This window comes from Pseudarthrobacter sp. MDT3-1 (assembly GCF_054510755.1).
This window is the reverse complement of record NZ_JBTNDX010000011.1, coordinates 85,352-103,355: the sequence shown is the minus strand read 5'-3', so window position 1 is coordinate 103,355 and position 18,004 is coordinate 85,352. Positions and strand designations below refer to the sequence as shown.

Here is an 18,004-nt window from a genome sequence, read left to right as displayed (position 1 = left end):
CCCTTATTGAGGGGGTCATCCAAGTCAAGCAGGACTAACGGCAAACGCCTAGGTAGGGTGGACTGATGGACGTCCCTCCCTTTGTCTGGACCCTGACCATCGCGGGAATTGTGGGCCTGCTGGCTTTCGATTTCTTCTTCCATGTCCGTAAGGCCCACACCCCCACCCTCAAGGAATCGGCCATCTGGTCCTCCATCTATGTGGGGATCGCCCTCCTCTTTGGCCTGGGCGTGCTGTTGTTCGGCGGCACCACTATGGGCACCGAGTACTTTGCCGGGTACATCACGGAGAAGGCACTGTCCGTGGACAACCTCTTTGTGTTCCTGATCATCATGGCCAGCTTCAAGGTCCCCCGTGCGGACCAGCAGAAGGTGCTGCTCTTCGGCATCGTGTTTTCGCTGATCGCCCGGACGGCGTTCATTTTCCTTGGCGCCGCTTTGATCAACAGCTTCGCGTGGGTGTTCTACATCTTCGGCCTGATCCTGCTGATCACCGCGGGGAACCTGCTCAAGCCGGACAATCACGACGACGACTCCGAAGGTTTGGTGGTCAGGCTCGCCAAAAAGTACCTCCCGGCGTCGGCCCATTACGATGGCGACAAACTCTTCACCCATGAGAACGGCAAGCGCGTCCTCACCCCGATGCTCCTGGTGATGGTTGCCATTGGCGGCACCGACATCCTGTTTGCACTGGACTCCATCCCCGCCATCTTCGGCCTCACGCAGAACGTCTTCATCGTCTTCACGGCCACCGCGTTCTCGCTCATGGGCCTGCGCCAGCTCTTCTTCCTGATCGACGGACTGCTGGACCGGCTGATCTTCCTTGCCTACGGTCTCGCCGCCATCCTCGGCTTCATCGGCGTCAAGCTCATCCTGCATGCCCTGCACGAGAACAACCTGCCGTTCATCAACGACGGCGAGCACGTCAACGTCATCGAAGTCAGCACCGGCGTGTCCCTGACCGTGATCCTGGGCGTCCTGGCGGTCACCGTCCTGGCCTCGATCTTCAGCCCCAAGGGCAAGGCCAAGAACGCGGTTTCCGGCGCCAAACGGCACGCCACCGAATACCTGGACCTCAACTACGAAACGGACATGGCGGAGCGGGACAAGCTCTTCGCCCGGATGGTCCGGGAGGAAGACCAGATCCGCAGCCTGCCGGAGAAGTACAAACGGCTTATCCGCAACGAAACCGAATTCATGGACCTCCTCCGCAAAGCCCACACCGAGCACGACGACGCGCAGGTGCGGGCAGCACAGGACTAGCCGGGGGCCTTATTGTCAGCCCCTCTTGCTAGATTCAAACAAGCGCCAGGGGAACTGCCCTCCGGCCAGGCACGTCAATGGGGAGGCCCCGTGTTTCTGCTCGATCCAGCCAGCGCTGATCCCGGTACTGTTGATCCGCGCCTCGCTGATCCCCGCCCCAGCGCGCCGCAGGACCTGGTGTTTTCCGCCAGCGATCTGGTGGCCGCCAGCGAATGTGAGTACCGCACGCTCCGCATCCTGGACGAGAAACTGGGCCGGTCCCCCAAGGCGCAGTTTCCCGACGACGAAATGCAGCGCCGTGCCGGGGCGCTCGGTGACAAGCACGAGGCCAAGGTCCTGGCCGGCCTGATCGCGCAGTACGGCGCTTGGGACGCCAGCCGCGGGGCCGGGGTGTACTCGATCGAGCGCGGGGAAAACACGCGCGGCGAGCTGCTGGCCAAGCACGCTGAAACGGAACTCGCGCTCCGCGCAGGGGCCGATGTCGTCTTTCAGGCAACTTTTTTCGACGGAGAATTCCTGGGCTACGCCGACTTCATCGTCAACGAGGCAGCCGGCACCGGCAATCCTGGACGCTACGAGGTGTGGGACACCAAGCTGGCACGGCACGCCAAGGTGGGCGCGCTCCTGCAGCTCGCCGCCTACGGCGACCAGCTCATCGGCATGGGTCTGGACCCATCGCCCCGGGTCACGCTGGTGCTGGGCGCCGTGCTGGACAGCGATTACGTCCGCAGCCACCACTCCCTGCCGGACCTGCTGCCGGTCTTCCGCGAGCGCCGCGACCGCTTCCGCACCCTGACCGCCGCCCACCGCGAGGCCGGTTCGGCGGTGCAGTGGCAACAGCCCGGCGTCGCGTTCTGCGGGCGGTGCAACTACTGCGCCGAGCAGGTCCAGTCCCACCGCGACCTCCTGATGGTGGGCGGCATGACCACCCTCCGGCGGAAGAAACTCATCGCCGATCACATCACCACCATCGACGCTCTGGCGGATCTCCCGCTCAGCAAGGCCACCGGCTCGGTGGCCCGGCTCCGCGACCAGGCCAGGATGCAGCTGGGCCGGGACCTTCCGGACGGTTCCCGCACCTTCGCCAAGGACGGCGAGGAGCACACCGTCACGTTCAAGGTGCTGCCGGAGAACGCCCTGGCGGCAATCCCGCGACCCAGCCCCGGAGACATCTTCTTCGACTTCGAGGGCGATCCCCTCTGGCAGGACCCCGCCACCAGCAAGTGGGGGCTGGAGTACCTGTTCGGCGTCATCGAGGCGCCTGTGTTTGACGATGACGCTGCTGACGCCCACGCCGCCGACGAGCCCGTGTTCCGGCCCTTCTGGGCGCATTCACGCAACGAGGAGCGGCAGGCCTTCCTTGACTTCCTCGGCTATGTCGACGAGCGCCGCGCCAGGTATCCGGACATGCACGTCTACCACTACGCCGCCTACGAGAAATCGGCGCTGCGGAACCTGTCCGTCACGCACCTCGCCGGCGAGGACATCGTGGACAACTGGCTCCGCGACGGCCTTCTTGTGGACCTCTATGCCACCGCCCGGCATTCGCTGCGGATCTCCGAGCCCTCCTACTCCATCAAGAAGCTCGAGCCCCTGTACATGGGCAGCAACCTCCGCTCCGGGGACGTCAAGGACGCCGGAGCGTCCGTGGTGGCGTATGCCGGTTACTGCGCCGCCCGGGACGACGGCGACGCCGCCACGGCCGCCCACATCCTGGCATCCATCTCCGACTACAACGAGTACGACTGCCTCTCCACCCTCCGCCTCCGCGACTGGCTGCTGGGTCTGCGCGGGACGTCTGCCTCACTCGCGGCGTCAACCGGAACAGCCGACGACGGCGGGCGGCCGGCGCCGTCGTCGTCCGCCGTTGCTGCCCCGCCACCAATTCCGGAACCCGAACCAACACCGGAGGAACGCCGCCTGCAGGCCTACCTGGCCGGCCTCCCGGACAACCGGCCGTGGACCAACGACGAACGGGCCATCGCCATGGTGGCGGCAGCTACCGGATACCACCGCCGCGAGCGCAAGCAGTTCTGGTGGGAACACTTCGACCGCACCGAGTCCGAGATCGACCACTGGTCTGAGGACCGCAACGTGTTTGTGGTGGATACCGCGGAAATACTGACCGACTGGGAGCTCGCAAAGCCCACGGCCCGGATGCGCACCCGCACGCTGAGGCTGACCGGAGTCATGAGCGAAGGGTCGGAGTTCAAACCCGGGAGCACCTGGTGCCGGCTCTACGATTCCCCGGTCCCTGATGGCCTGGATGATCCGCTGGGAACCCCCACGGGCCGCGGCTTCACCTTTGGCACGCTGGTGACCGCTGTGGAGGACCACCCGCGGGTGGCCGGCCAGACCATGATCACCATCGAAGAGCGGGAAACAGGAAAGGTCCCCGCCTACCCGCATATTCCGGTGGCGCTCACCGAGGACCAGCCCATCCGCACCGCCAGCATCGAAGCCGCCCTGGCCGAGCTGGCCCAGAGTGTCGGCGCCTCGGTCCCCGTCCTTCCGGAACACCCCGGCGTCGACATCCTGTGCAAGGTGCCGCCGCGCTTCCATTCGATGCCGGGTCCCGCCGCCGTCGGCAAGGACGCGGCCGATGCAGCGGACTACGTCACGGCGATCACCGCAACGCTGCTGGACCTCGATCATTCGTACCTTGCCGTGCAGGGCCCTCCCGGGACGGGCAAGACCTACGTCGGCTCGCATGTCATTGCCCGGCTGGTGGACCAGGGCTGGAAGATCGGGGTGGTGGGGCAGTCCCACGCAGTGGTGGAGAACATGCTGTGCACCGCGATCGAAACCGCCGGTGTGGATCCGGCGCGGGTGGCGAAGAAGCTGGCCGCCCCGCATCCCGTGCTGTGGCACCGCACGTCCGACGACGACGTCGCCGCGCTGCTCGCCTCCCCCGGCGGCTGCCTGGTGGGCGGCACCGCCTGGACCATGACAGGCAGGTCCGTCCCCGCTGGATCCTTGGACCTGCTGGTCATTGATGAGGCCGGCCAGTTCTCGCTGGCCAACACCCTGGCCGTGGCCCGCGCGGCCACGCGGCTCCTGCTCCTCGGTGACCCGCAGCAGCTGCCGCAGGTTACGCAGGGCTCGCACCCGGAGCCCGTGGACGAGTCCGCCCTGGGCTGGCTCGCTGCCGGGCACGCCACCCTCCCCGGCGAACTGGGCTACTTCCTGGCGGACAGTTGGCGCATGCACCCGGACCTGTGCCGGGCCGTGTCCGTCCTCAGCTACGACGGAAAACTCGAGGCTGCGCCTGCGGCATCCCTCCGCAGCCTCGCGGAACTGCCGGCCGGGGTGGAAACAGTCTTTGTGGACCACAGCGGGAACACCAAGTCCTCCGCCGAGGAAGCTGCCGAGGTGGTCAGTCAGGCCCAGCGGCACATCGGGCTGAAATGGCTTCCCGGCGACGACAAGCCGGCCAGGCCGCTGAACCCGGAAGACATCCTGGTGGTGGCCGCCTACAACGCCCAGGTCCAGCTGATCCGGCAGGCCCTGCACGACGCCGGGCTGCCGGGTGTCCGGGTGGGCACGGTGGACAAGTTCCAGGGCCAGGAGGCGCCGGTGGTCCTGGTGTCCATGGCCTGCTCCGCAGTTGCCGAGGCTCCCCGCGGGGCCGAATTCCTGCTGAACCGGAACCGGATCAACGTGGCAGTGTCGCGGGGCCAGTGGCGGGCCGTGATCATCCGCTCCCCCGAGCTCACGAATTACATGCCGGCCAAACCGGCGCTGCTTGAGGAACTTGGCGCTTTCATCGGCCTCAGCGCGGGTATCCACAGTGTTCTTACTCACAGCCGCGCAACACTCTGAGAAACCGTGTTCTCACCGCTGAATCAAGGTAAGTTCGTGGCGTGACCTCCCAGAGCAACAGGCTGCCTGTCGGCGCCCTGATAGTCCTTGCCGCCATCGGCTTCACCGCCATCACCACTGAACTCCTTCCCTCCGGTCTGCTGCCCCAGATCAGCGCCGACTTCCGGGTCTCCGAGGCGACCGCCGGGTACCTGACGGCCGGTTATGCGGCCATCATCGTGGTCACCGTGATCCCTTTATCGCTGCTGCTGTCGCGGGTCCCGCGCCACTACCTGCTCATCGCGCTGATCCTGTTCTTCGCGGCCAGCAACGCCTTGGTGGCCATCGTCTCCGATTTCGGCGCGGCCATGGGCTCACGCGTGGTGGGCGGCATCGCGCACGGCCTGCTGTGGTCTGCCATGGCCCCGTTTGTGACGCGGATCGTCCCCGCCCACAAAGTGGGCAAGGCACTGGCCATCGTGTTCAGCGGCAACAGCCTGGGACTGGCCATCGGCGCCCCGGTGGGCACCGCCCTGGGCAACATCGTCGGCTGGCGCGCGGCGTTCCTGGTCCTGGCCGCCTCCGGGGTGGTGCTGGCGCTCCTTGCCGTGTGGCTGCTTCCCCCAGTGCGGCGCATCCCCGATGCTCCGCACCCATCCATCCGCAAGGCGATCGGCCAGCCGGGAGTGAAGACTGTCGCCGTTGGCTGGCCGCTGATGCTTATGGCCCATTTCGCCTTGTTCACCTACATTGCGCCGTTCTTGCGCGAGGTTCGGCTGCCTGACTTCAGCATCCCGCTGTCCATCAGTGTTCTCGGTGTTGCCGGGCTGGTGGGCATCTGGATCGCTGGCATCACCGTGGATTCCCGGCCGCGACGCTGGCTCCTGATCACTGTCGCCGGCGTTGTAGTGTCCGTGGCCTTGCTCCCGCTGGTGGGAAGCGTCCTGCCGGCCTTGGCGCTGCCGGTCACGCTGGTCCTGATGTTGGTCTGGGGCACGGGCATCGGCGCGATGGGGATTTACAACCAGTCGGCCATCCTCCGGGCCGGTGGCGAGTATAGGGACGCCGCCAACGGGCTGACGGTGCTGACCATCCAGATCGGGATCATGATCGGCGCGATGTTCGGCGCCGCCGCCCTCACCATCGCGGGGCCGCTCCTGATCCCGACCGCCGCCGCAATCCCCGCCGTCGTCGCGTTTGTGCTGATCCTTGCCGGACGGCGGCACGCCTATCCGCCGGGGCCGAAAGAACGCCAGGCCACTTTGGCCGAAGCAACGTCCCCATAGTCTCCAGACGGCGCCGAAAGAACGTCACCAACTTCCACATAGCCCGCTCCCGCGCGGGCCTTCTCGGCGGAACCAGTCAGCGGGGCCCTCTCAGCGGGCCCTGAAATCCCGGAACGATCCGTCGGCCGCGGAGATTGACTCCTCCACGCGTTCCACCCGGCCGGGTGCGTTCTCCGACCTCAGCCAGTCCAGGAGCTTTTGGATCTGCTGCTCCGGCCCCTCAGCCACGATGGACACCGAGCCGTCGTCGAGGTTCCTCACCACACCCTTGAGGGCCAGTTCGTCGGCCTTGCCCATCGTCCAGAAACGGAATCCGACCCCCTGCACCACGCCAAAGACGCGGGCAGAGAGCCGGATATCGCCGTTATCCCGGCGCAGATTATCCCGGCCAGGGATGTCCCGGCCTGGGATGTCCCGGCTGGAGTCATCCCGTCGCCCGGAAAACCTCATGGCCGTCAGGACTGCTTAACCAGCGCAGCTTCGACGTTGATCTTGACCTTGTCGCTGACCAGCAGGCCGCCGGCTTCCAGGGCAGCATTCCAGGTCAGGCCAAACTCCTTGCGGCTGATTTCGCACTCCGCGGAGAATCCTGCGCGGGTGGCACCAAAGGGGTCCACGGCTACCCCGGTGAACTCGACCTCCAGCTCCACCGGCTTCGTGATTCCGCGGATGGTGAGATCGCCCGTGAGAGTGTAATCCTCGCCGTCGCCCTCCACCGAGGTGGCCCGGAACGTCATCTCGGGGTACTCCTCCACATCGAAGAAGTCCGCGCCCTTGACGTGTCCGTCGCGGTTGGCGTCGCCGGAATCGAAGCTGGCCGTTTTGACCGTGGCGTGAAGCGAAGCGTCGGCGAGGGATGCGCCAACGCGGGCTTCGGCCGAGGCGTCCGTGAAACGTCCCCGGACCTTGCTGATGCCCGCATGCCGGACAGTGAAGCCAATCTCGCTGTGCGACATGTCCAGCGTCCAGACGCCCGAGGTAAGGCCTGAAGGTAGGGTCACTTTTGCATCTCCTTTGTGGGAACAGTGCTGTGGAAACCGGCCAGGACGACCGGTTTCCACACTGCTTCACTCCGGAGTTTTTGTCCAGATACCGACCCAAAATCCGCCCCCAGATGCCGTTATCTGGACGAAAACTCAGCAGGCGGGGGCGGGTCCGGTCAGTTGATGGTGATGTCCCGCGTGCGGTGGTCGTAGCGGATGGTGACCGTGCCGCCGTCGTGGTGCAGTTCGTGGTTGGGGCCATCGAACGTGCCGAACGCGCCGTAGTTCTCGTCCCACGACCGGTTCAGGGCGATCTTGAAGGTGTACGAGCCGGCGGGCAGGTCGGCGCTGATCTTCCACAGCTGGTCCAGGGCATCGAGCGTCAGCTGGGCCTCGTCGTACTGCGGGGCCCAGTTTTCCGGCGCGCCCAGGATGGTGTTGAAGTCGCCGGCAACCGCAGCGGCCTCGGGCTGCGGGAAAGTCTCCACAGCAGGCGCTTCTGCCGTTACCTTGGTCCCAGCCTTAGCTACAGTTTTGGGCGCTGCCTTGCGCGAGCGGACGGCCTTGACCACGGGCTCTACGGCGTCCTCGATGGCGTCCTCAATGGCCTTCGCGGCCTTCCCGACAGCGTCGGCGGCCTTCTTAGCGGGCGTCCGCTTTGCCGGGGCCTTCTTGGCGGGAGCCGCCTTGACTGCCGGTGCCGGCGCCGGCGGAATGGCGACGTCGGCAGGAACCGGAGTGCCGGCGTCGAGCGCTGTGGCGAAGGAATCCGCATCGGGGAAGGCGACCGTGGCGCGCATGCCGTCATCGGTGATGGTCCAGCCGGAACGGCCCTTGACCAGCCAGCCGGCCTTCACCAGCTTGGCCGTGGCGGACGTGAGCGTCTTGTGTCCACGCGGAATGCCACCGCTGAGCAGCGTGGCCTCGTGATCACTGAACGGCACGCGGGCGGTGGCTTCCGCCAGAACCTCGCCGGCATTGAGTGAACCGCCGGACCATACGCCTTCCGTCAGGACGTGCAGCACGGTCTTGAGTCGGAGGTCGGTGTTATCTGCGATGGACTTGGCCATGATTCCCCTTGCGTAATGCGATCTGTCACTAGGCATCCTGCCAAGACCCTGTTAAATCGCGCGACTTGAATTGGTTAACTCTGCGTGTCGTGACCGACTATGACGCGGATTACAGCAGAACTGAGGCAGGAGTCTCGGCTACGGGGCTGTTTACTCAACCCTGGAGCGCAAATCCCGAGTATCGCCGGGCTCTTCCCGGACGCGCTCGGGCACTAGTGTAGCGAGCCGGAACCCCGCGGAGCTACCCGCCGTTCAGCTCGTCCAGAAGCTCCGCTTTGCGCTCCTCGGAGGCGAACGACGAATGGATGGAATTGGCCGCGAGCCGTGCCCTGTCGAAGTCCGAAAGGTCAAAAACGGCCTTCAGCTGGGAGAAGTTGTCGTCTACGTACCCACCGAAGTACGCCGGATCGTCGGAGTTCACGGAGACGTTGAGCCCGGCGGCGAGCATGGCCGGCAACGGATGGTCCGCCAGGGTGTCCACGGCACGCAGCCGCACGTTCGAGAGCGGGCAGACAGTCAGCGGAATCCGGTCCTCCACGAGCCGTTCCACCAGGTCGGGGTCCTCCATGCAGCGGATGCCGTGGTCAATCCGTTCCACTCCCAGGACGTCCAGCGCTTCGATAATGTACGACGGCGGCCCCTCCTCGCCTGCGTGCGCGGTCAGCCGCAGGCCCGCTTCGCGGGCTTTGGCGAACAGCCGCTCAAACTTGGCCGGCGGGTAGCCCACCTCGGCCGAGTCCAGGCCGATGGCCGCGATGGGGGCATTCATGGCCAGCAGTCCGTCCAGGACCTCCAGCGCGGATTCCTCGGACTGGTCCCGCAGGAATGCGGCAATCAGCAGGGTGGACATGCCGAAGTCCTCCTGGGAGGTGGCCAGCGCCGACGCCACCCCTTTGACGCAGGTTTCCAGGCTGACGCCGCGGGACAGGTGGGCCTGCGGATCCATCATGATCTCCGCGTGCCGGACCCCCGCGGCGGCGGCGCGGGCGAGGTAGGCGCGGGTCATATCGGCGAAGTCCCGCTCGGTCTGCAGCACCGCCATGTTGGCGTAGTACAGGTCCAGGAAGGACTGCAGGTCTGTGAACTCGTACAGTCCCCGGAGCTCCTCCAGGCCTGAGTACGGGAGGGTGATGCCGTTGCGTTCGGCCAGTTCGAGGATCAGCTCCGGCTGCAGTGTGCCCTCAATGTGCAGGTGCAGTTCCGCCAAAGGCACCAGCTGCGCCGCTTCGGTCTCGGGCAGATTCGTCTCCGAAGCTTCCGTCCCTGGAAGTTCCGTCTCAGGCATTTCCGTGCCTGGTCCCGTCTGTGGCAGCGGATCGGCGGCGGTGTCCCGGTTGTTGTCCATCGGGTCAGGATATCGCCCGCCGGCCGGTTCGCGGCTAGAGTCGGATCAATGCGGAACCCTAAACAGGCTGACGATCTTTCCCTTCCCACTCCCCGCCATCTGGCGGACGGCTTCGTCCGTGTCCGGGGCGCGCGGGAGAACAACCTGCGAAACGTGGACGTGGATGTACCCCGCGACTCCATCGTGGCTTTCACGGGGGTCTCCGGCTCGGGAAAGTCGTCACTGGCTTTCGGCACCATCTACGCCGAAGCGCAGCGCCGTTACTTCGAATCCGTGGCGCCGTACGCACGCCGCCTCATCCAGCAGGGCCATAATCCCAAGGTGGAGATGATCTCCGGGCTGCCGCCCGCCGTCGCCCTTCAACAGCGACGCGGCGCCCCCAGCAGCCGTTCCACCGTGGGCACCGTGACCACGCTCTCCAATTCGCTCCGCATGCTGTTTTCGCGGGCGGGCACCTACCCGGTCGGCGCCGGTCAGCTGGACTCCGACGCGTTTTCGCCGAATACAGCGGCCGGCGCCTGCACTGAATGCCACGGACTGGGGATCGCGCACACCGTCAGCGAGGAATCCCTGGTCCCGGACCCCGCGTTGACCATCCGGGAAGGTGCCATCGCGGCGTGGCCCGGCGCCTGGCAGGGCAAGAACCTCCGGGACATCCTCAGCCACCTGGGCTACGACGTGGACGTGCCCTGGCGGAAGCTGCCCAGGAAGCAGCGCGACTGGATTCTGTTCACGGACGAACAGCCCGTCGTGGAAGTCACGCCCGAGCGGGACCGCGTGGCCAAGCCGTACAAGGGCCGCTTCTGGAGCGCCAAAAGCTATGTCCTGCACACCCTGGCGGACTCCCAGAGCGCCGCCATGCGCGAGCGCGTCCTGGCGTTTATGGAGTCCGGCCCCTGCCCGCGCTGCAGCGGCACCGGACTCCGGCCCGAAGCCCTTGCGGTGTCCTTCGCCGGCCGGAACATAGCCGACCTCAATGCCGCACCGATGGCCGAGCTGGCCGAAATCATCCGCCCAACCGCCGGGCTCAAGGAAGCCGGAACCGCGTCACGCCGGCAGTCCTCCGGCGAGGAAAACGAGGTGGCCGTGGCCATCACCGCCGACCTCCTGCAGCGCATCACCGTTCTCCTGGATCTGGGCCTCGGATACCTGGCGCTGGGCCGTGCCACCCCCACCCTCTCCCCCGGCGAAATGCAGCGGCTCCGGATCGCCACCCAGCTCCGGTCCGGGCTGTTCGGCGTGATCTATGTGCTCGATGAACCGTCCGCCGGCCTCCACCCGGCCGACGCCGAACCGCTCCTGGCGGTACTGGACCAGCTCAAGGCCTCCGGTAACTCGGTGTTCGTGGTGGAACACAATATGGACGTGGTCCGCCGGGCCGACTGGCTGGTGGACGTAGGTCCCCGCGCCGGGGAAGGTGGCGGCGAGGTGCTCTACAGCGGTCCGGTTGCCGGGCTCGCGGCCATCGAGGAGTCGGTCACCCGGCCCTTCCTGTTCGACGACGGCGGGGCGCGCGGCGGCGGGTCCAGCGGGCCCGACGGCGGCGAGCCACCTCGTGCAGGCACAACGCCTCGTGCAGGCCAGGTCCGGGAGCCCGACGGATGGCTGGAGCTCGCGGGGATTAGCCGGCACAACCTCAAGGACCTGGATGCGCGGTTCCCGCTGGGCGTTCTGACGGCAGTGACAGGGGTGTCCGGCTCCGGCAAGTCCACCCTGGTGACGCATGTCCTCGGGGAAGTTGTGGGATCCGGGCTGAAGAATCACCAGGCTCCGCAGCTGGCCGAACCTGATGATGATGCGGGCCCGGCCACGGCGTTGTCTGTGGGACCGGTCAGTGGCGCGGAACGGATCGACAGGCTGGTCACGGTGGACCAGAAACCTATCGGGCGAACCCCCCGCTCCAACCTCGCCACCTACACAGGCCTGTTCGATGCGGTGCGCAAGGAATTCGCGGCCACGGAGCAGGCCAGGGCACGCGGGTTCGGCGCCGGGCGGTTCTCCTTCAACGTGGCCGGAGGCCGCTGCGAAACCTGCCAGGGCGAAGGCTTTGTGGCGGTTGAACTGCTCTTCCTCCCGGGCAGCTACGGGCCGTGCCCTGAGTGCGACGGGTCCCGCTACAACCCCGAGACCTTGGAGGTGACCTACCGGGGCAAGAATGTGGCGGAAGTGCTGCGCCTGACGGTGGATGCGGCCACCGGATTCCTGGCCGACATTCCGGCCGCGGCCCGCAGCCTGAAGAGCCTCGGGGATGTGGGCCTGGGCTACCTCCGGCTGGGCCAGCCCGCCACGGAGCTTTCCGGCGGCGAGGCCCAGCGCATCAAGCTGGCCACCGAGCTTCAGCGTGCCCAGCGGGGACATACCCTCTACCTCCTGGACGAGCCAACCACCGGGCTCCACCCCTCCGACGTTGAACTGCTGATGGCCCAGCTCCATGGCCTGGTGGACAGCGGCAACACCGTGGTGGTGGTGGAACACGAAATGGCCGTTGTGGCGGCGGCGGACTGGGTCATTGACCTGGGCCCCTCGGGCGGTGACGCCGGCGGCCGGATTGTCGCCGCCGGAACCGCCGCCGACGTCGCGGGTTCCACCGCCAGCCGCACCGCACCGTACCTGGCCGCGGCACTTCCCCAGCCGGTTACCAGCGGACCACCAGAAATCATCTCGGTTTGATAACGGACCGGCGATGTCCTAGCGTGAAATACAAGCCCGCCAAGCGGGCGACATGAATGCCCGGTGCTGCCTCCACCAGAACTGCCCGGCCGGCAGACACCGAAAATTGACCTCTATATCGTCAGGGGCGGGCAGTGGCGCAATAACCTCCGGGGACGGACCGAGCGCTGGTGGCCTTCAGGAGCATCACACCATGAACAACACCACCATTCGTACTGCCGCACGCCGTGGAGTAGCCGTCGCTGCCATTTCCGCAGCCGGCCTTGCACTCTCCGTCACCGCAGCAAACGCGGCCACCGACGGCACAACCTGGGATTCACTGGCGCAGTGTGAAAGCGGCGGGAACTGGGCCACAAATACCGGCAACGGCTACTCGGGCGGCCTGCAGTTCAGCGCCAGCACGTGGGCTGCCTACGGCGGAACCGGTTCCGCAGCCGACGCCAGCCGCGAGCAGCAGATCGCCGTGGCCGAACAGGTCCAGGCATCGCAGGGCTGGGGAGCGTGGCCGTCCTGCGCCGCGGAGCTTGGCCTGAGCGGCGGAGGGGGTACGACGGCGGTGGCTCCCCAGAGTGCACCGGTCCAGAGCGTGCCAGTCCAGGTGCCTGTGGAGAGCGTGCCAGCGGTGCCTGCCGCGACGGATGCCGTGACGGCTCCGCAGCACGCCGCGCCCGTGGAACTGAGTGGCGAGACCTACACGCTTGAGCCCGGCGACACCCTGAGCACCGTCGCCGACAAGCTTGGCGTTGAGGGCGGCTGGCAGAGCCTGGCGGACGCCAACCTTGACATAATTGCCAACCCGGACCTCGTGTTCTCCGGGCAGGTCCTCCAGCTTCCCGCCTAAAGCTTCAACACTTTCCGCGGGATCCGCCCCTTTCCCCAAGAACGACGGCCCACGGAAACAACAAAGGCCCGGCAGCAACACCCCCGGGAAACAACGACGCCGGAGCGCCCCTCGCTGGGGAGCTCCGGCGTCGTCCGTTGTTGTGTTCTGAATGGCCGGCAGGGACCTGATCTTCCTACCGTCCGCGATCCTTCGTGCTTAGGCTGCTGCCTTGACCGCGGCCGGAATCTCGCGGACGATGCGAACCTTCCACGCGGCGTCGTCGGTGGTATCCAGCAGTGCCACCGTGCCGTGGGCGAGGTTCAATGCCACACGCTTGGCCGCCAGCAGTTCAAGGTAGAGGTGCTCGTTCATGCGGCTGGGGGTGTCGATCATGTACTTCACGGCGTCGCGGACCTTGCGGTAGTTGGCGCTCTTCTCGCGGTGCAGGTGAAGTTCCAGCATCTGGCGCTGGCGCACTTTGGGCTCGTGCTTGTTGAGCAAGGAGACGGCAAGGTGCACACCGATCACCAACGCGAGGGAGACAGCGTAGATCCACCAGCCGCTGGACATCAGGAACAGGGGCAGGTTGCCGATCGCCACGAGCGCAATCACGATCCGCAGCGCGACGATCCGGCGAAGGGTCAGGGCCACTGAGGCCATGGCCGCACGAAAGCCGTGCTGCTCGTGGCGCGCCGCGGCCGGATCAAGGGTAAATTCATCAAGGACCAGGATGCCCTTGGCCTCCGGATCAAGCATCTGCCCAAACTTGGGCACAAACAGCTGCGTTGAACCGGCGGTCACTTCAGGTGAAATTGTCATGAGAGGGCTTCCGGGACGGTGGGGCGTTTCGGTGATCTTAGTGGTTAGCAGCTCCCGCTGTATGTATCGGTCCACTATGTGAAATATTCCGCCGCTCCGTCACGATCAAGGGGCCCTACCACCGGTTCCTCGCGTGTGGCGCCGGGCACTGCAATTGGAACATCCGCCGCATGCCGTCAGACTGAAGGGATGCAAACCTTCCTTCCGTATCCCGATTTCCGGCAGAGCGCCGCAGCACTGGACACCGCCAGGCTTGGCAAGCAGCGTGTCGAGGCGCTGCAGACCCTCCGGGCTCTGGTGATTCCCGAGTACGGCTGGCTGGACCACCCCGCCGTCCGCATGTGGATGGGCCACGTTCCGGCGCTCACCATGTACGGCCTGGCGATGGTGGACGAATGGACCAACCGCGGCCATGCAGACAACACGCGCGCCAACATCACCGAGTTCGCGCCCCAGGCCGCGCACCCGGACTACGCGGCCAAGATCCCGCTGCCGGAGTGGCTCGGAAACCCTGATTTCCACCTGAGCCACCGCGCGAAGCTGCTCCGCAAGGAACCAAAGTTCTACAAGGCTGTGTTCCCGGACGCCGATCTGGACCTGGACTTCATTTGGCCGGAGCCCAAGCACGAGTTCTATCCGGCAGAACCCGAGGGCGACATCCTCTGGATCCTCCGCGACCCGCACGCCGAGATCGATCCCCAGACGCTGGATACCGTGGCACTGCCGCCGATCCGCCGCGGCGGCGCTGTTGCGCCCTCCGCCGCTGAGGACGGCTACTCCCCCGTTTATGTCGACGACGGCTCCCGCCGCCCGTCCAAGCAGCCGCGCAAGCTGCCGCCCAAGCAGCTCGTGAAGAAGCCGACCCGGAAGCGCCAGGCGCAGGAGGAAGCGTTCGCCACCCTCCCCGGCAAGACGACTGTCGCGGTTTCGTTTGAGGACGGCAGCAAGTTCGCCGTTGGGCAGGTGCTGGGCCGTCCTATCACGCTCGCCGACGGCCGCTTCGGCCGCACCTTCAGCGTCACCGAGGTGATCGACCGGTCCGCGTTCGATTACCCGGCCCTCTTGCAGGACCCCCGGGTGTTCTTCCCGGTTCCCGCTCCCTGAGTCCGTGACCATCCTCCTGGCCGGCTGCGGCGATCTTGGCACCGAAGCGGGCCTGCGCTTCGCCGCGGCAGGTCATCGGGTGGTGGGCTGGCGTCGTTCGCCCGAAAAACTGCCCTCTGCGATCGAAGGCGTGGCGGCCGACCTTGGCTCTGCGGATCTGCCCGCTGTCCCGGCGGACACGGCCGCCGTCGTCGTGGCCGTTGCGGCTGACTCACCCACGGAAGCGGCCTACCGTGCCGCCTATGTGGACGGGCTGGCGCACGTTCTGGACGCCTTGAAACGCGACGGCGTGACGCCGCGCCGGGTGCTCTTTGTGTCCTCCACCGCTGTCTACGGCGACGCTGCCGGTGGCTGGGTTGATGAGAGTACGACGGCGGCACCTGGCGGTTTCTCCGGACGTGTCCTCCTCGAGGCGGAGGAACTCCTGGTGTCGCGGTTGCGCGGCACTGGTACTTCGCCCGTTGTGCTGCGGCTGGGCGGGATTTACGGTCCGGGCCGGACCCGGTTGATTGATCAGGTCCGTAACGGGACTGCCGTGATTCCCGACGAGCAGCGCTTTACCAACCGGATCCACCGGGACGACGCCGCTGCGGCGATAGTGCATTTGGCCACCATGGAAGCTATGCCTGCGCCGGTATATGTCGGCGTGGACAACTCTCCCGCTGAACTTGGGGACGTACTGCGGTTCCTGGCTTTGGAAATAGGGTATCCGGAACCGCCCGTCGGACCCGCCGGCGAGGCCCGCGGCGGCAACAAACGCTGCAGGAATACGCTGCTCCGCGGAACCGGGCTTGAGTTCACCTACCCGACGTTCCGGGAAGGTTACCGGGCAGTTCTGGCGCGCACCGCAGTCCGCCACCCCTAAGCCAGCCGCCTATCTGCCCACCATGGCGAGCCAACACCTGAGGCCGGGCGCGAGCGTACACTTGCGGCCCCTGCGGCGCCGGCCGCTGTCTGGGTGTTTGGGCGTCCTTCGGGGTGACCCACATAGGCAGCTAAGCTCACGGTCCTGGTCGGTCCCTCGCGGGAAGACGATGATGCTGCGCGTTTTCGGCGCGATCGCATCCAGCGTGGCCGGTTGACCCGTCAAAAAAGGGCAGGCACCGGACCTGTCAGTGTGCGGCTGGCTCGCGGCCGGGCAGGACCACCAGCGCATCGCCTACCGGCCGCTCGGCGGCCCCCGCATTGGACGGCGTATTCACCACTGCGCCGTTGACCACCATGGTGGTGGATCCGCCGCCGTCCAGATTGATCGCTTCAGTCAGCCCCAGGGACTTTGCCACCTGTGCGGACTCCTGGAGGCTGAGTCCCAGGGAACCAGTCTGCCGCCCGTCCACCGTCACCAGGACCAACCGCCCGGCAGCGTCCGTTCCGGCAATCGTTCTCGGGTTGCGTTTGTGCGCCCAGCCGTAAAACATCCCCGGGTTCCTGTCGTGCACCATGCCGTCGCGCCGCGCTGTCACTCCGATCTTGCCGTCCTCAATCAACGCGGGCCCACCGTTGAGCACGTGCGAGCCCGGACCTGCCTCGAATTCTTTCCCGTCCGCGGCAACCAGCTCTGACGTCAGCCCCAGGTGCGCCCCGGGCTTTGCCAGTTCCAGGAGCCTTTGGACGTCGGTCCCGATCGCTTGGATGCTGGCACCCCCGGCAGGAACGGAGGCGCCGCGGCTGCGGTTTACCGCGGTCACTGTGCCGGTGGCGTCCAGCACGACCTCCAGTCCTGGCCCCGCCGGTGTGGTTGCACCGAATTCCGGAGAAAATGAAACGATCTCGTCTGCGTCTGTGCACGTGACGTCGTGCAGCGGCTCACTGGTCACCACGTCATCCGGCGTCCCGCCGCAGTTGCGGATAAGCCCCGGCACGCGGTTGATACCGTCCAAGGGAAGGACGCTGCCGCCGTCGGACACCGTACCCTCCCAGCTGAGGCGTTCGACGCCGGCCCTCGCCTTTTTGCCGTCGACTACCAATGCCGGCCGGTCACCTACTGCCTCGCTCAGCATCTGCCCGGAGTAGACTCCGACCCCGGCAGGGTCGCCTTCCGCGCCGGCGGCAGGATCGAAAACAAAGAAGCCTCCGTTGACGGCGGCAACGGCTCCGGCGTCCGCCGCGAGCTGGCTGGTGGTCTCCCGCCGCTCAAGGTCGGGCCCGAACGTCGCAGCGATTTCGCCATCGAACTCCTTCGGGTCGATGGTCAGAACCTGAAGGTTCCACGGGCCCCGCGACTGGTCGGCACTGGCCGGATCCCCGTCCCAGCCGACGTACCAGGCCGACGCGGCGTAGCCGGCTGCCTTGACGCCGGCAATGGTGGCAGCAGCGTCCTCACGGCTGGCGAATTCCCCGACTCGAACCCGGAAGCCAAGCTCGCCGCCAGCATCGGCCAGCTGAGGCGAGACGACCCGTTCCACGCGCGCAGTGAAGCCCGCGGCGACCAACTCTGCAGCCACCCGTCGGGCAGTGGGCTCGCTGGACAAGGCGGAAGCGGAAACTTTGGGGTCCGACGACGGAATGGTGACCTCCGCCGTCCAGAACAGGGCGGTGGTTGCTGTTCCCCGCGAAATTGACGTCCTGGTCACGCCAGGCGCAACAGTGCTCACCGTGCGGCTTTCCGGCAGGTCCGGAGCGCCGAGGTCGAGTTTGGTTGCAGGCGCCACCTCCCCGAAGACCGGGATTGGCCCGGCCCCGCCGGTTGCCGCGCCGGCGACCGGCGGAGCCATCAGCGTCAAAGCAACCAACGCGCCCGCTGCCGTCAGCGACCCGCTTTTCTTCCGCGTAAACCCTGGAATCGTTGATTTCATACGGACTAACGTAGCGGCGCCGCAGGCCGGGCGCGGCCAAACTCCG

13 protein-coding genes are annotated in these 18,004 nt (G+C 66.5%); 7 read left to right on the top strand and 6 right to left on the bottom strand.

The annotated features are described in order from the left end of the window. Window positions 1-65 precede the first annotated feature (65 nt). The 3 genes from ACX80X_RS10770 (at window position 66) to ACX80X_RS10760 (ending at window position 6,349) form a co-directional block, all read left to right on the top strand. Window positions 66-1,262 (top strand): TerC family protein, encoded by a 1,197-nt coding sequence (locus ACX80X_RS10770; RefSeq protein WP_252599359.1) that lies wholly within the window; start codon window positions 66-68, stop codon window positions 1,260-1,262. 90 nt (window positions 1,263-1,352) lie between these two features. Next, window positions 1,353-5,084, top strand: coding sequence for a TM0106 family RecB-like putative nuclease (locus ACX80X_RS10765; protein WP_459311953.1), 3,732 nt, complete (start codon window positions 1,353-1,355; stop codon window positions 5,082-5,084). 41 nt (window positions 5,085-5,125) lie between these two features. Next, window positions 5,126-6,349 carry an MFS transporter gene (locus tag ACX80X_RS10760; protein ID WP_252599360.1) on the top strand — a complete coding sequence of 408 codons (1,224 nt, stop codon included), beginning with the start codon at window positions 5,126-5,128 and terminating at the stop codon, window positions 6,347-6,349. Between the two features lie 90 nt (window positions 6,350-6,439). On the opposite strand, the gene ACX80X_RS10755 is transcribed toward ACX80X_RS10760, so the two are convergent. The 4 genes from ACX80X_RS10755 to ACX80X_RS10740 all read right to left on the bottom strand — a co-directional run bounded on the left by ACX80X_RS10755 (window position 6,440) and on the right by ACX80X_RS10740 (window position 9,687). Next, window positions 6,440-6,745 (bottom strand): acylphosphatase, encoded by a 306-nt coding sequence (locus ACX80X_RS10755; protein ID WP_374209875.1) that lies wholly within the window; start codon window positions 6,743-6,745, stop codon window positions 6,440-6,442. Window positions 6,746-6,804: 59 nt separating this feature from the next. After that, entirely contained in the window at window positions 6,805-7,350 is a 546-nt protein-coding gene (locus ACX80X_RS10750; RefSeq protein ID WP_248762204.1) for a YceI family protein, read from the bottom strand. A 158-nt stretch (window positions 7,351-7,508) separates the two neighbouring features. Further along, complete coding sequence (locus ACX80X_RS10745) at window positions 7,509-8,402, bottom strand: pullulanase X25 domain-containing protein (protein WP_252599363.1); 894 nt, start codon at window positions 8,400-8,402, stop codon at window positions 7,509-7,511. A gap of 241 nt (window positions 8,403-8,643) precedes the next feature. Beyond that, window positions 8,644-9,687, bottom strand: a complete 1,044-nt coding sequence (locus tag ACX80X_RS10740; protein WP_374209876.1) for an adenosine deaminase — start codon at window positions 9,685-9,687, stop codon at window positions 8,644-8,646. Between the two features lie 108 nt (window positions 9,688-9,795). Between ACX80X_RS10740 and ACX80X_RS10735 the strand changes: the two genes are divergently transcribed. Then, a complete protein-coding gene (locus tag ACX80X_RS10735; RefSeq protein WP_252599367.1) occupies window positions 9,796-12,417 on the top strand; it encodes an excinuclease ABC subunit UvrA in 2,622 nt (873 codons plus the stop codon). Between the two features lie 193 nt (window positions 12,418-12,610). Continuing rightward, the gene (locus ACX80X_RS10730) at window positions 12,611-13,258 is read left to right on the top strand and encodes a LysM peptidoglycan-binding domain-containing protein (RefSeq protein ID WP_252599368.1); all 648 of its coding nucleotides are present in this window, start codon (window positions 12,611-12,613) and stop codon (window positions 13,256-13,258) included. A 198-nt stretch (window positions 13,259-13,456) separates the two neighbouring features. Here ACX80X_RS10730 and ACX80X_RS10725 read toward each other — a convergent pair whose 3' ends face one another. Continuing rightward, window positions 13,457-14,059: a hypothetical protein gene (locus ACX80X_RS10725; RefSeq protein WP_252599370.1), complete on the bottom strand. Its 603-nt coding sequence runs from the start codon at window positions 14,057-14,059 to the stop codon at window positions 13,457-13,459. A 189-nt stretch (window positions 14,060-14,248) separates the two neighbouring features. Between ACX80X_RS10725 and ACX80X_RS10720 the strand changes: the two genes are divergently transcribed. Together ACX80X_RS10720 and ACX80X_RS10715 are read left to right on the top strand one after the other, a co-directional pair. Then, on the top strand, window positions 14,249-15,163 hold the full coding sequence (locus ACX80X_RS10720; protein ID WP_252599372.1) for an MSMEG_6728 family protein: 915 nt from the start codon (window positions 14,249-14,251) through the stop codon (window positions 15,161-15,163). Window positions 15,164-15,167: 4 nt separating this feature from the next. Continuing rightward, window positions 15,168-16,028 (top strand): SDR family oxidoreductase, encoded by an 861-nt coding sequence (locus ACX80X_RS10715; protein ID WP_252599374.1) that lies wholly within the window; start codon window positions 15,168-15,170, stop codon window positions 16,026-16,028. Window positions 16,029-16,275: 247 nt separating this feature from the next. Here the strand turns inward: ACX80X_RS10715 and ACX80X_RS10710 are convergent, their stop codons facing one another. Beyond that, window positions 16,276-17,958 (bottom strand): phosphodiester glycosidase family protein, encoded by a 1,683-nt coding sequence (locus ACX80X_RS10710; protein ID WP_459311949.1) that lies wholly within the window; start codon window positions 17,956-17,958, stop codon window positions 16,276-16,278. Window positions 17,959-18,004: the final 46 nt, after the last annotated feature.

What these genes read in the sequence shown, in the direction of transcription:
- ACX80X_RS10770 (WP_252599359.1), top strand. Translation starts at nt 66, where the DNA reads ATGGACGTCCCTCCCTTTGTCTGGACCCTGACCATCGCGGGAATTGTG.
- ACX80X_RS10745 (WP_252599363.1), bottom strand. Translation starts at nt 8,402, where the DNA reads ATGGCCAAGTCCATCGCAGATAACACCGACCTCCGACTCAAGACCGTG.
- ACX80X_RS10740 (WP_374209876.1), bottom strand. Translation starts at nt 9,687, where the DNA reads ATGCCTGAGACGGAACTTCCAGGGACGGAAGCTTCGGAGACGAATCTG.
- ACX80X_RS10735 (WP_252599367.1), top strand. Translation starts at nt 9,796, where the DNA reads ATGCGGAACCCTAAACAGGCTGACGATCTTTCCCTTCCCACTCCCCGC.
- ACX80X_RS10730 (WP_252599368.1), top strand. Translation starts at nt 12,611, where the DNA reads ATGAACAACACCACCATTCGTACTGCCGCACGCCGTGGAGTAGCCGTC.
- ACX80X_RS10725 (WP_252599370.1), bottom strand. Translation starts at nt 14,059, where the DNA reads ATGACAATTTCACCTGAAGTGACCGCCGGTTCAACGCAGCTGTTTGTG.
- ACX80X_RS10720 (WP_252599372.1), top strand. Translation starts at nt 14,249, where the DNA reads ATGCAAACCTTCCTTCCGTATCCCGATTTCCGGCAGAGCGCCGCAGCA.
- ACX80X_RS10710 (WP_459311949.1), bottom strand. Translation starts at nt 17,958, where the DNA reads ATGAAATCAACGATTCCAGGGTTTACGCGGAAGAAAAGCGGGTCGCTG.